Raw genomic sequence first — 12,678 nt, forward strand, 5'->3', positions numbered from 1 at the left:
GACCCAGCTGGCGCGGCTGGTGGCCGCCTAGACTTTCGGATGGAAATTCGACTGCAACTGCAGGTCGGATGCCGAGAACGTGCCGGCGCCGACGATGACGTGCCCGGCAGGCACGGTGAAGCCGCGCGCGGCGCCGGCGCCTTTCAGCAATCCGGCCCGGCGGTCGGGGTCGGGCTCACGAAAACTGCCGCCCGGTTCCAGCCGGCAACTGTCGACTGTGATTGCACCGAGAAGCTGGCTGCCTGAACCCAGCACCGTTTCGCCGAAGACCGCCGCGCCGTTGAGATAGCGGCCTCGATCGCCGATCACGATCGAGGCTCCCGGCCTGTTGGCCTTTGCAGTAAAACCGCCTTCGCCAAACTGGTTGCGTGAGCCGACGCGGATTGCGCCGGCGGATGCTTCGAACAGTGTGTTGGCGTGGAAAATGTTGGCGTCGCCGATCTCCAGCGCGCCACCGTCGGTGCAGAACAGGTAGACGCCGGGGAAGAAGACGTTGCCTCGCCCGATGACGGCGCCTGCGGAAATCAGCGTGGAGTAGGGGTCGTAGATCACGTTGCCGCGCTCGGACAGGCCAACCACCTCTTCGATCGTAAACAGGCCTTGCTCGCGGCGCACGCGGTCAAGGTAGGCGGACACGGACATAGGGACTCCATGGAGAATTGTTGCGCAGCGGACGATGACCGGCGCGACTAGATCGGTGAGGATCGATTCTGGCACCAAGCGATATTGCACAGCCGTCGCGAAGATAAGAAGCCAAAGTGGGTCGCGGCATGGCGCTCCCCATCATTCGCCAGCGCTTGAATTCCGGTCTAGAATAGGAAATCGGCTTCGTGTATGGAGCCGCCATCCCCATATGGGGCGGGAATGGCGGGCAAAAGCCTGCTGGAAAGAGCGTTTGGGTGCAGCGATGACGAAATGGTCGCCGAATTCTTGGAGAGCAAAGCCGATCAAGCAGGTTCCTGCTTATCCGGACCTTGCCGCGCTGAAGAACACGGAAGCCCAGCTCGCCACCTTTCCGCCGCTGGTTTTTGCCGGTGAGGCGCGCAAGCTGAAGAAGCAGCTTGCGGCTGTCGCTGCCGGCGACGCATTCCTTCTGCAGGGCGGTGATTGCGCCGAGAGTTTCGCCGAACATGGCGCCGACAACATCCGCGACTTCTTCCGCGTCTTCCTGCAGATGTCGGTGGTGCTGACCTTTGCCGGCGCGCAGCCGGTGGTGAAGGTCGGCCGTGTCGCCGGCCAGTTCGCCAAGCCGCGCTCGTCTGACAATGAGACCAAGGGCGAGGTGACGCTGCCAAGCTACCGTGGCGACATCATCAACGGCATCGAGTTCGACCCGAAGTCGCGCATTCCCGACCCGGCCCGCCAGGAAATGGCCTACCGCCAGTCGGCGGCGACGCTTAACCTGCTGCGTGCCTTCGCCCAAGGCGGCTACGCCAGCCTGGAGAATGTGCATCGCTGGATGCTGGGCTTCGTCTCCGACAGCCCGCAAGGCGAGAAGTATGGCATGCTCGCCAACCGCATCACCGAGACGATGGACTTCATGAAGGCCGTCGGCATCACCTCCGAGACCAATTACGCGCTGCGCGAGACCGACTTCTACACCAGCCACGAAGCGCTGCTGCTTGGCTATGAAGAAGCACTGACCCGCGTCGATTCGACCTCGGGCGACTGGTACGCAACGTCGGGCCACATGATCTGGATCGGCGACCGTACCCGCCAGCCCGACCATGCGCATGTCGAATATTGCCGCGGCATCAAGAACCCGCTCGGCCTCAAATGCGGTCCGTCGCTGACGGCGGACGGCTTGCTGGAGCTGATCGACCTGCTCAATCCGGAGAACGAGCCGGGCCGGCTGACGCTGATCGCCCGCTTCGGCTCCGACAAGGTCGCCGACCATCTGCCGAAGCTGGTGCGCGCGGTGCAGAAGGAAGGCCGCAGCGTCGTCTGGTCGTCCGATCCGATGCACGGCAACACGATCGAGGCCGCCGGCTACAAGACGCGGCCGTTCGACCGCATCCTCAAGGAAGTGCAGACCTTCTTCGAGGTGCATCGCGCCGAAGGCACGCATCCGGGCGGCATCCATGTCGAGATGACCGGCAAGAACGTCACCGAATGCACCGGCGGCGCCCGTGCCATCACCGCAGAGGAACTGCAGGATCGCTACCACACCCATTGCGACCCACGCCTTAACGCCGACCAGGCGATCGAGCTGGCGTTCCTGGTGTCCGACCTCTTGAAGAAAACCCATCCGATCCAGCACAAGCAGGCCGTGAACGGCTGAGAGCCTGTTTTCAGAAACTGAAATAATAAGCGCCGGAGAAATCCGGCGCTTTTTCGTTTTGATCAACGCCCGCGTTCCCAGCGCAATCCGTTGAGCCGGGGATCGTTGGCAAAGGCAGTTCTGGAAAACTCGATCCGCTTCTCCGGAAATTCTGAGATGGCCTGGACGCCGAACGAGCCGAGCCGGATGCGCCAGGTATGCGGCTCCAGCGGCTTGGCCTTGGCAAAACCGCGGCATGTCAGCAGCGCTACATTGGTGCCCTTCGGATCGCGCGCCGAGCGGTAGCGGATCGCCGCCAGCCCGACCTCGCGAGCGACATCGGCAATCGCCTGGCAGGCGGCGTAGTCGGTCGGATGCGTCCACTCAGCCTCATCGCGGTCGAGCGGCGGCCGCGTCAGGTCGACAGCTTTGTCGGTGCGGATCGCTGCAGCGAAAGCGGTGTATTCCGCGGCGTCATGCGGCCATGGCGTGTCGGGCGAATCGGCGAAGAACAACAAGCGGTAGAAGGTCATTTCGGCGACCGCCGCCATGATCGTCTCCGCGGCATAGTAGACACCCAGGGTGCGGCCAGCGCGGCGGAAGCGCGAGCCGTACGGATAGATCGACCCGTAGCGGAACGGCGTCGCCAGGAGGTAGTGGAGATGCCGGCACTCCATGGGGATTTGCGGCTTGGTTTCCTCGATCAGATCCTCAAGCAGCGCCTGTTCATCCAGCGTGTCGACGACTTTCAGCGTCGAGACCCTGTGCTGCGCCTCGACCATGCGCCAGTATTTGCCGTCGAGCCGGACGGCTTCAGACGAGAGCGCGTCGGGAGTCCAGATAGGCAATGACATCGACAAGCCCGGTAATGGTGAGGATCTTTTCAAGCGGGCTGCCATCGAAAGCCGTGTTGGCGTTCTTCAGCCATGCCCGGGCTATCGTCTCGTCACCGCCGACAATGGCATCGAGCGAACGGAACAGCCGCACGAACAGCACCGCGAGTTCGAACGGCTTGGTGCCGCGCTCCAGCAGGAATTCCTGCCTGCGCATGCGTGAAACCGTGGCTTCCGAGACGCCGATGATCGACGCAAGCACCCTGGCGGTTATATCCAAGAGTTCGGCGGCGCGCAGCGTGGCCTTGGTCAGAACCGCGTTTTCGGCCGCCTTCGCGGTCAGATCAGGGGCGGCAGCATTGGGTTGTGTAACAGACATGGCCTCTCTCTTTCCATGGAAAATATAGTCCACGGAAATTCATATGGAAAGAAGCGAGATCCGATAAATTTGCCTGTGCCCGGGAATTGGCTGCACGCCGAAGCGTCAGTCTTTCTTGTATAGCAGCCAGTTCTTGCCGGTGCGGCCGGCCATTGTCGAGTGCCGGGTGACGCGGTTGCGCCCGCCAACCTTGGAGCGGTAGAGCGCCCGGTCCGCCTTGGTGTAAAGATCCTCCGGGCTTTCCGCTTCGGAAGCCATGCAGATGCCCATGGAAACGGTCACTGTGCCGTAATTGGCGCCGGTCTGGCTGCTGGTGAACGGCGTCTGTTCGATCAGCACGCGGATGCGTTCGGCGATCTCGTAAGTGGTATCCTCGCTGGCGCCCTCGACGATCAGCGCGAATTCCTCGCCGCCGGTGCGGGCTACGAACATGTCTTCACGGATGCTGGTCTGGAAGATTTCAGCGACGATCTGGATGATCTTGTCGCCGACCGGGTGGCCGTAGCGATCGTTGACACCCTTGAAATGGTCGATGTCGGCAAGGATCAGGGCGTTGAACAGGATCCCCTTGTTGGAGGTGTAAATCGCCGTGATTTGCTTGTCGAAGGCGCGGCGGTTCCAGATATGGGTCAAGGGGTCGGTGTCGGCGAGCCGCTTGTACTCCTCAAGCTTCGACTTGACGCTCTCCAGTTCCGCCGTCTTGTCGCTCAGCGTGGTTGCAACCTGCTTGCCGTGGTCGAGGGTCGAGTTGGTGGCCGCCGCCATGGCGCTGGCGACCTTCTGCAGCAGATCCTGCGAAAGCAGGCTGCGGTTGGCGAGGCCGCTTGACGTCTCATCGAGGATCTTGCCGTATTTCTCGATATGGCTACGTTCGCTGCGCAGCAGCAAGGCGATGTCCTCGAGTTCCCTGGCCAGCACGTCGCGCGCCTGCTCGACAATGCCGGGACCGTGATGCTGGGCAAAGAAAGCGCGGCCGATGCGGTCGAGATCGTCCTGCGTCGGCTGGTTGCCCAGCGCGACGACGGCCAGGCCGAGTTCGCGATTGGTGCCTTTCAGTGCTTCGTAGAAGATTTCGTAATTGCGCGGCAGGCCAAGCACGCCGAGCTGACGCATGGTCGCCACAACGGCTGTTGCAATGTCGCTGTTTCGGTCGGTCTGGACGGCTGCCGGCTGCATGTTCTGTTCACTCTGCCTCTGGGAACCATCGCAGACCGTGCGAGATGCCGCCGACCGGAGAGTGCCAGCCGTATTTCGGATCATCCTGCGAAAGACACGTCCCCAATCGCGACATTCGCTTGGCAACGACCATAGATGCGCCGGCGCTAAAGTTTCCTTAATTTGCCGCCAGGTAACGCGTCCGTTCTACCGCAGGCTGCAGAAATGGTTTGCAAAGATCCTGAGGTCAGGTCCGAACACGCCCACCCCATGTCGCATTTGCCGGTGCCCGGCTGCGGCAAAACTGAAATCCTCTCGGCCAGCGGCGAAGCCGTGGACGATGGCTGGTGGAGGTAGGGATGAGCAACAACCACAGCGGATCTTGCCTGTGTGGAGCCGTGCGTTTCCAGACGCGAGGGCCGTTGCGCGGCGTCATTTATTGCCACTGTTCGCAGTGCCGCAAGCAGAGCGGGCATTTTTACGCCGCGACCAACGTCGCCGACGGCGACATCACGATAACCGGCGCCGACAACATCAGCTGGTACGAATCGTCTTCCTTTGCCAAGCGCGGCTTTTGCAAGATCTGCGGCTCGGTGCTGTTCTGGAAGCCGGGTCAGGATGCCTATGTCTCAGTTCTGGCCGGATCGTTCGACAACCCGACCGGGCTCGAAGGCCAATGCCACATCTTTGTCGGCGACAAGGGCGATTACTATACGATCGACGATGGACTGCCGCAGTTCGAGAAGTCGACGCCGACGATCAAGGTTGCGGAGGAGTGATTTTGCGGCGGCTGCCTTATTCCCTTGATCCAGCCATTGCGATATCCCCTGCCGGTGATTCGAAGGGGATGCGGCATGCAGCGGCTGATCGGTGCTTACTTCAATTCTGTGCGAGCCTTTCGCAAGCTCGCCGCCAGCGAAAGGGCATTTCAGCAGGAACTGATGCTGCTGGTGCTGGCGCTGCCGCTCGGCTGGTTCGTCTCGGTCTCGTGGCGCGGCTACGCGCTGTTGATCGGCGCGGTGCTGCTGCTCATCATGGTCGAAGTGCTGAACACCGGCATCGAGGCAGCCTGCGATGCCTTCAGTCGCGAGTTCAACGTCGACATCCAGCTCGCCAAGGACTGCGGCTCGCTGGCGGTGCTGATTTCGGTTATTATCGTCGCCGGCGTCTGGGGAATCGCCCTCATCGAGCGCATCACGGGACTACCGATCTGATCTGAACGCTCCCATATGTTAGTCACCAAAGGAGACTGACGTCGTGGAAGCCAATTTTCTGCTGCTTGAAAGAGCCGGCCTGCCGGAAGACCTGCGCTGGCTGGCGGAAAAATATCCGCGCGAGACATGGCAGGGCCACGCCAACATCCACGGCATGGCAAACATGTGGCTGCAGCGGCACGACATGTTCCGAGAGCTGGGCGGCATGCTCACCAACGGCATTGGCGACTATCGCGAAGGCAGGCTGACGGCGCCGGATTTCGCGCGCTGGTTCGCGCCGCGGCTGAACCACTTTCTCGGCAATCTCGACGGCCACCACAATGTCGAGGACTACCAATATTTCCCGGCTTTCGCCAAGGCGGAGCCGCGCCTGAAGCGCGGCTTCGAAATCCTCGATGCCGACCATCACACCATTCATGAGGGGCTGGAGCGCAACGCCGAGACGGCGAACGCCTTCATCCGCACGCTCGAGGAGAGCGAGGACAGGCAGCGCTTCGCCGCCGACGCCTATGCGGACGAGAACAGCCGGCTGATCGCCATGCTGAAGCGGCATCTGGCCGACGAGGAAGATCTCATCATCCCGCTGATCCTCGATCGCGGCGACCGGGCTCTGGTCGAGGACGACGACTGAACCTTACGATGTGGTTTCGCTGTCGCGGGCGTCCTTGGCGCGCTCCTTGCCGGCGACGGTGCGGGCGATGAGCCAGGCAAGGATGGCGACACCCAGACCTATGGCAAGCGCGATCAGCAGCCGTTCGTGATGGAGCAGTGCCTTGCCTATCATCTGCTCGGCGCCGAGGCCGAAGACGTAGCCGATGCCGCAGAACAAAGCCGCCCAGACCAGCGACGACACCGCGTTGAGGATAACGAAGCGCGCTACCGAAATGCTGGCGAAACCGGCCGCGATGCCGCCGACCAGGCGCAGGCCATAGATGTAGCGGTTGGACAGGACGAATATGTTGGGATGGGACGAGACGAGACGGTAGGCGTGGTTGAAGCCGGGCCTCGCCTTCAGTTTCAGCACCCTGGGATGGTCGGCAAAGCTGCGGCCGAGAATGAAGAAAAACGTGTCGCCGACGAAGGCGCCAATGGCGGCCGTGAGGAAAGCCTTCCAGAGGATGAAGACATGCTGATGGGCGAAGAAGCCGCCGAGGATGGCCGCACTTTCGCCTTCGGCGACACAGCCCAGGAAAACCGCGATCAACCCATATTGCTCGATGAGGTGATGGACGATCCCGGTCATTGAGAGGTTTGCCGGCCCGACAGTTTTTCGTCTATGCGGTTCACCTGTTCGGCCAGGCGCGCGATGTCCTCGCGCACGCAGATGATCTGGCTGTGGCGCAGTTCGTCCAGCTTTTCATGCAGAGCCATGATCTCGATCTCGGCCTTGAGGTTGACCTCATAGTCATGCGCGGCGTCGATGCGGTCGCGCGCGGCCTGGCGGTTCTGCGACATCATGATCACCGGCGCCTGCAAGGCGGCGATCATCGACAGCACCAGGTTGAGGAAGATGAAGGGGTAGGGGTCGAACGAGTCTCGCCCGAGCAGCCACCAATTGGCGCCGATCCACAGCACCAGGAAAGCAATGAAGGACAGGATGAACGTCCACGAGCCGCCGATGCGGGCAATGGCATCGGCGATCCGGTCGCCGGCGCCCTGAAGGCCGGTGAGGCTGTCGTTGATATCCTGCGAGATGGGCTTGCGATCGACGGTGCTCTGCAACACCCGCCGCTCGAGCTCGCTGAGGCCCTCCGGCGTTCGCTTCAGCCAGCGGTTGGCCAGTTCTGGCACGGTCTTGTGCATGGATGTCTCCATAGGAAAAGCGTCGGCTTGGCAGCCTCGTTTGCATATAGGAAGATGGCGTTTCGTCAAAAGCGCGGCGCGAGGATGCAGGATGCCCGATTTCGCGAAGATTCGCGCCCGTGCTGCAAAACGCAAAGGCGGCGACGCGGTGCTGACCTCGCTGCTCGGGCCGGCGCCTGACAATGCCGCCGTGGCTGACATTACGGACGATCGTATCCTCTCGACAATGGCCGAGCGGGTGTTTGCCGCCGGCTTCGTCTGGCGCGTTATTGAACAGAAATGGCCCGGGTTCGAGGACGCGTTTCTCCATTTCCAGCCGAAACGGCTGTTGTTTCAGCCTGATGACTTCTGGCACGACCTGACGGCTGATCAACGCATTGTGCGCAACCCGCAGAAGATCAAATCCGTCCGCGACAACGCCGCCTTCGTTGAGCGTGTGTCGAAGGAACATGGCGGTTTCGGCAAATTCCTCGCGGAGTGGCCTGACGACGACCAGGTCGGGCTGATGGCGTATCTCGGCAAGCATGGCAGCCGGCTTGGCGGCAACACCGGCCAGTATTTCCTGCGCTGGCTGCAATGGGACGCCTTCGTCATCTCGGCCGATATGGTCGCGGCTTTGCGTGACGCCGGCCTCGACATCGCCGAAAGTCCGACGTCGAAGAGGGATCTCGACAGGATTCAGGCGCAGATCAACAAATGGGCGCAGGAAACCGGCCTGCCGCGCCGGCACATTTCGCGCATTCTGGCGATGTCGATCGGAGAGAACCATTCGCCGCAATCGCTGCGCGAATATATGGGCGATGACTGATCACCGAATTGGTCCAAACGAACGCCATTGCCCGGGCAAATTTGCCGCGCTAAACCGCAGGCATGACCCAGAAGACCGCACCCGATATTCTGCGCATCGCCGTTGCCCAGCTCAACCCGACGGTCGGCGATGTCGCCGGCAACCTTGCCAAGGCGCGCGAGGCGAGGGCCGATGCCGCCCGCCAGGGCGCCGACATCGTGCTCTACACCGAGCTTTTCCTTGCCGGTTACCCGCCGGAGGACCTGGTGCTGAAGCCGGCCTTCCTCAAGGTTTGCGAGAAGGCCGCGCAAGACTTCGCCGGAGATACCGCCGATGGCGGGCCGGGCGTCATCATCGGCACGCCGCTGAAGCGCAAGAGCGGCACCCACAATTCGATCATCATCGCCGATGGCGGCAAGATCCTCGCCGAGCGCTACAAGCTCGATTTGCCAAACTATGGCGAGTTCGACGAGAAGCGCGTCTTTCAGGCCGGACCCGAGGCTCAGGGACCCGTCAACTTCCGCGGTGTGCGCATCGGAATTCCGATCTGCGAGGACATCTGGGGCGACGTCGGCATCTGTGAAACCCTGGCCGAAAGCGGCGCGGAAATCCTGCTGGTGCCGAACGGCTCGCCCTACTACCGCGCCAAGATGGACGTGCGCCATCAGGTCGTTATCCGCCAGGTCATCGAGACCGGTTTGCCGATGATCTATGCCAATCAGATCGGCGGCCAGGATGAGCTGATCTTCGACGGCGCCTCTTTTGCCATAGGCGCCGACAAGACGCTTGCCTTCCAGATGAGCCAGTTCGAGGAAACTGTCGACGTCACCACCTGGAAGCGCAACCGCGTCGCCGCAGGCGCGCAAAACGCAGAAGAGTTCGACGGCTGGGTCTGCTCGGAAGGGCCGATGTCGAAAATCCCCGAGCGCGAAGAGGCGGACTACCGCGCCTGCATGCTCGGCCTGCGCGACTACGTCAACAAGAACGGCTTCAAGAACGTCGTGCTGGGTCTCTCCGGCGGCATCGATTCGGCGATCTGCGCCGCATTGGCCGTCGATGCGCTCGGCGAGGAGCGGCTGCGGGCGGTGATGATGCCCTACCGCTATACCTCGGAGGATTCGCTGAAGGATGCCGAGGATTGCGCCCGTGCGCTTGGCTGCCGCTACGACATCGTGCCGATCTTCGAACCGGTCGAGGGTTTTCTGCATACGCTGACGCAGCTTTTCGAGGGCACCAAGGAAGGCATTACCGAGGAAAATTTGCAGAGCCGCGCGCGCGGCACGATCCTGATGGCGATCTCCAACAAGTTCGGCTCGATGGTCGTCACCACGGGCAACAAGAGCGAGATGTCGGTGGGCTACGCCACGCTTTATGGCGACATGAATGGCGGCTTCAACCCGATAAAAGACCTCTACAAGATGCAGGTCTATGCGCTGTCGCGCTGGCGCAACAGCCATGTGCCGCCGGGCGCGCTCGGTCCCTCAGGCGAGGTGATCCCCAGGAATATCATCGACAAGGCGCCGTCGGCGGAATTGCGCGAGAACCAGACCGACCAGGATTCGCTGCCGCCCTATCCGGTGCTGGACGACATTCTGGAATGCCTGGTCGAGAACGAAATGGGCGTCGACGACATCGTCGCGCGCGGCCACGACCGGGCGACGGTGACGCGCGTCGAACATTTGCTCTACATTGCCGAGTACAAACGCCGGCAAGCGGCGCCGGGTGTGAAGATCACCCGGAAGAATTTTGGCCGCGACCGCCGCTATCCCATCACCAACCGTTTCAGGGATCGCGGCTGAACTTCGTTTAATTAGAGAACCTTGGGGCTTTCATGTTTTTCAGCTATTTCAAGGGAACGCCTGAATATCACATCCTGCGCTTCAAGAACGGCAAGGTCCGTGAGCAGGGGCGCGGCATCTCCTTCTGGTACGGCACGTTCGGCACCACGATAGCGATCGTGCCGGTGACGTCGCTCGATAACCCCTTCATCTTCACCGAGACGACGGCGAATTTCCAGGATCTGGCAATCCAGGGGTCGGTCAGCTACCGCATCATCGATCCGCTCAAGGCAGCCGAAGGTTTTGATTTCAGCGCCAAGCTCAGCCGTTCCGACGTTGTTGGCGACGGCCGTGAGAAGATCGCCGAACGCCTGGTGCTGGCGATACAGAGCCGCGCCCGCGCGGTGGTTTCGAGCATGACGCTGGAGCAGGCGCTGGCCGAGGTGACCAAGCTCGGCGGCAATCTCGCCGAACTCCTGCGCAACGATCCGATTGCGGCAACCGCCGGCCTGTCGATCGAGGAGGTCCACATCACCGCGGTCCAGCCGACGCCGGAGATCCGCAAGGCGCTCCAGACCGAATATCGCGAGGCGCTGCAGCGCCAGGCCGATGCCGCGATCTATGGGCGCCGTGCCTGGGGCGTGGAGAAGGAGCGCGAGATCAAGCAGAGCGAACTGGCGACCGAAATCGAGCTTGCCGAACGCAACAAGCTGCTGGTCGACACCGAAGCGCGCAACAAGCTGACGCTTGCCGAGGCGCAAGCCAAGGCGCAGCAGCTCGAACTCACCGTCTATTCGTCGGCGCCCGCCCACGTGCTGACGGCGATGGCCTTCAAAGCCTGGGCGGAAAAGGGCGGTTCGGTCGGCAATCTGTCGATCACGCCTGATATGCTCACCAGCGCGCTCAGCCAGCTTTCCACGCCGAAAGCCGGGTCCTGAAAGGCAAGCTCGGGTGGCAAGCGACCAGAGCGGCAGGCCGATCGACCGGGTGATCGTCGTCACCCGCAAGACCGAGCTGGATGAGCTGACGACGCGCTTCAACACGCAGGGACAGGCGCGCTTTTATCTCCGGCAGGCCGGCATGAATTTCGACCCGGTCAAGGCAGCGCATGACGCCTATCACCAAGCGCTCGACCGGGTGATGGGTTCGCTTCCCCAAGGCCTCAAGCAGTTGCGGCTCGACCGAGAACTGGTCCCGCAGTTCGAATTCGGCTCCGACGCGGTGATCGCGCTCGGTCAGGACGGGCTGGTGTCCAACACCGCGAAGTACCTCCCGTACCAGCCGCTGATCGGCATCAACCCGAACCCGGCGCTTTTCGACGGCGTGTTGCTGCCGTGGAATGCCGACGATACCGAAAAGGTCCTCGGCCTGACGATCGCCGGCAAGGCGAAGCGCCAGGCGGTGGTGATGGCCGAAGCGCGCTCCAATGACGGACGCCGGCTAATCGCCTTCAACGATCTGTTCGTTGGCGCCTCGACGCATATCTCGGCGCGCTACGAATTGACCTATGGCGGCAGGACCGAGCGCCAGTCGTCGAGCGGCATTATCATCTCCACGGGCGCCGGCTCTACCGGCTGGCTGCGCTCCGTGATGGCGGGCGCCGCGGGACTGGCCGCGGCCTATGGTGACAACTCCGTGCCGACCGTGCCGCCGCAAGGCTATGACCGCGAAGGCGAACAGCTGTTCTTTTCGGTGCGCGAACCGTTTCCGAGCAACACGACCGGCGTGTCGCTTGTGCATGGCGTCATCACCCGCGACCGGCCGCTGGTGGTTTCTTCGCGGCAGAGCAGGGGCGGCGTCATCTTCAGCGACGGGATGGAGCTCGATTTCGTCGAGTTCAATTCCGGCACCGACGTGACCATCGCGATCGCCGACCAGAAGGCCTATCTCGTGGTGCCATAAGCGCGCCACGTGGGCAGCCAAATCACCGGCCGGACTGAATTCGGCCGCCCTCCATTCTTTGCGAGGCACCATGCCCGACTGTGAGATCAGCTTCGACATGTCACGGATCGATTTCCGGGCGACCTCCGACCTGTTGATGGCAAGTTATTGGGGCGCCGGCCGCAGCGATGAGTTTCATCGCCGCGCCTTTGCCAACTCGTTCTGCACCGCGGCCTATCTCGACGGGAACCAAGTCGTTTTGGCCGGGCCATCACCGACCGTACGGTGTTTGCCTATCTCGCCGACATCATCATCTGGCCGCAGCATCGCAGCCAAGGCATTGGCTTGCAACTGGTGCAGGCGCTCATCGACCACCCTGAACTCAGCACGGTCTCGCACTGGAGCCTGTCGACCAGTGACGCGCATGGCCTTTATGAGAAGCTGGGCTTCAAGGCATCGACCGACGGCCGCTACATGCGCCTCGATCGCAACCCGGAATGAGGCATAGCGAGGGGGTTGACCGGCTGTTGTTGCAAAATAACCTCACTGGTTGGACCAGTTACGCTTTGCCACGTGCCCGGCCTTGGC

The 12,678-nt window shown here is 62.2% G+C and carries 15 protein-coding genes; 9 read left to right on the plus strand and 6 right to left on the minus strand.

Going from position 1 to position 12,678, the window contains the following annotated elements; translation table 11 throughout:
- Window positions 1-27: 27 nt before the first annotated feature.
- Window positions 28-636 (minus strand): hypothetical protein, encoded by a 609-nt coding sequence (locus tag NKI61_RS07070; protein WP_196815042.1) that lies wholly within the window; start codon window positions 634-636, stop codon window positions 28-30.
- A 271-nt stretch (window positions 637-907) separates the two neighbouring features.
- Here NKI61_RS07070 and NKI61_RS07075 point away from each other — a divergent pair, with 271 nt between their 5' ends.
- Complete coding sequence (locus NKI61_RS07075) at window positions 908-2,281, plus strand: class II 3-deoxy-7-phosphoheptulonate synthase (RefSeq protein ID WP_023681558.1); 1,374 nt, start codon at window positions 908-910, stop codon at window positions 2,279-2,281.
- A 62-nt stretch (window positions 2,282-2,343) separates the two neighbouring features.
- On the opposite strand, the gene NKI61_RS07080 is transcribed toward NKI61_RS07075, so the two are convergent.
- The 3 genes from NKI61_RS07080 to NKI61_RS07090 form a co-directional block, all read right to left on the minus strand.
- On the minus strand, window positions 2,344-3,114 hold the full coding sequence (locus NKI61_RS07080; protein ID WP_023681557.1) for an RES family NAD+ phosphorylase: 771 nt from the start codon (window positions 3,112-3,114) through the stop codon (window positions 2,344-2,346).
- Window positions 3,074-3,472: an MbcA/ParS/Xre antitoxin family protein gene (locus NKI61_RS07085; RefSeq protein WP_023681556.1), complete on the minus strand. Its 399-nt coding sequence runs from the start codon at window positions 3,470-3,472 to the stop codon at window positions 3,074-3,076. Before NKI61_RS07085 ends, NKI61_RS07080 begins: the two co-directional genes overlap by 41 nt.
- A gap of 105 nt (window positions 3,473-3,577) precedes the next feature.
- Window positions 3,578-4,648: a GGDEF domain-containing protein gene (locus NKI61_RS07090; protein WP_023681555.1), complete on the minus strand. Its 1,071-nt coding sequence runs from the start codon at window positions 4,646-4,648 to the stop codon at window positions 3,578-3,580.
- 338 nt (window positions 4,649-4,986) lie between these two features.
- Here NKI61_RS07090 and NKI61_RS07095 point away from each other — a divergent pair, with 338 nt between their 5' ends.
- The 3 genes from NKI61_RS07095 to NKI61_RS07105 all read left to right on the plus strand — a co-directional run bounded on the left by NKI61_RS07095 (window position 4,987) and on the right by NKI61_RS07105 (window position 6,472).
- Window positions 4,987-5,406 carry a GFA family protein gene (locus tag NKI61_RS07095; RefSeq protein WP_023667555.1) on the plus strand — a complete coding sequence of 140 codons (420 nt, stop codon included), beginning with the start codon at window positions 4,987-4,989 and terminating at the stop codon, window positions 5,404-5,406.
- Between the two features lie 75 nt (window positions 5,407-5,481).
- Window positions 5,482-5,841, plus strand: a complete 360-nt coding sequence (locus NKI61_RS07100; RefSeq protein WP_023681553.1) for a diacylglycerol kinase — start codon at window positions 5,482-5,484, stop codon at window positions 5,839-5,841.
- A gap of 43 nt (window positions 5,842-5,884) precedes the next feature.
- Window positions 5,885-6,472: a hemerythrin domain-containing protein gene (locus NKI61_RS07105; protein ID WP_023667553.1), complete on the plus strand. Its 588-nt coding sequence runs from the start codon at window positions 5,885-5,887 to the stop codon at window positions 6,470-6,472.
- A 3-nt stretch (window positions 6,473-6,475) separates the two neighbouring features.
- Here NKI61_RS07105 and NKI61_RS07110 read toward each other — a convergent pair whose 3' ends face one another.
- Window positions 6,476-7,084 carry a DedA family protein gene (locus tag NKI61_RS07110; protein WP_023688331.1) on the minus strand — a complete coding sequence of 203 codons (609 nt, stop codon included), beginning with the start codon at window positions 7,082-7,084 and terminating at the stop codon, window positions 6,476-6,478.
- The gene (locus NKI61_RS07115; RefSeq protein ID WP_023681550.1) at window positions 7,081-7,644 is read right to left on the minus strand and encodes a DUF1003 domain-containing protein; all 564 of its coding nucleotides are present in this window, start codon (window positions 7,642-7,644) and stop codon (window positions 7,081-7,083) included. The genes NKI61_RS07110 and NKI61_RS07115 overlap by 4 nt, the downstream gene beginning before the upstream one ends.
- A gap of 91 nt (window positions 7,645-7,735) precedes the next feature.
- On the opposite strand from NKI61_RS07115, the gene NKI61_RS07120 reads away from it, so the two are divergent.
- From NKI61_RS07120 to NKI61_RS07140, 5 genes are all read left to right on the plus strand, one after another.
- Window positions 7,736-8,452 (plus strand): DNA-3-methyladenine glycosylase I, encoded by a 717-nt coding sequence (locus NKI61_RS07120; protein ID WP_352518646.1) that lies wholly within the window; start codon window positions 7,736-7,738, stop codon window positions 8,450-8,452.
- A gap of 62 nt (window positions 8,453-8,514) precedes the next feature.
- Window positions 8,515-10,230: an NAD+ synthase gene (locus NKI61_RS07125; RefSeq protein WP_023725738.1), complete on the plus strand. Its 1,716-nt coding sequence runs from the start codon at window positions 8,515-8,517 to the stop codon at window positions 10,228-10,230.
- Window positions 10,231-10,262: 32 nt separating this feature from the next.
- A complete protein-coding gene (locus NKI61_RS07130; RefSeq protein ID WP_352839082.1) occupies window positions 10,263-11,147 on the plus strand; it encodes an SPFH domain-containing protein in 885 nt (294 codons plus the stop codon).
- A 13-nt stretch (window positions 11,148-11,160) separates the two neighbouring features.
- Window positions 11,161-12,111 carry a diacylglycerol kinase catalytic domain-containing protein gene (locus NKI61_RS07135; protein WP_352811363.1) on the plus strand — a complete coding sequence of 317 codons (951 nt, stop codon included), beginning with the start codon at window positions 11,161-11,163 and terminating at the stop codon, window positions 12,109-12,111.
- A 264-nt stretch (window positions 12,112-12,375) separates the two neighbouring features.
- Window positions 12,376-12,591, plus strand: coding sequence for a GNAT family N-acetyltransferase (locus tag NKI61_RS07140; protein ID WP_352811362.1), 216 nt, complete (start codon window positions 12,376-12,378; stop codon window positions 12,589-12,591).
- The last annotated feature ends 87 nt before the right edge of the window (window positions 12,592-12,678 follow it).

The organism is Mesorhizobium sp. M0514 (assembly GCF_040321145.1).
Taxonomy (GTDB): domain Bacteria; phylum Pseudomonadota; class Alphaproteobacteria; order Rhizobiales; family Rhizobiaceae; genus Mesorhizobium.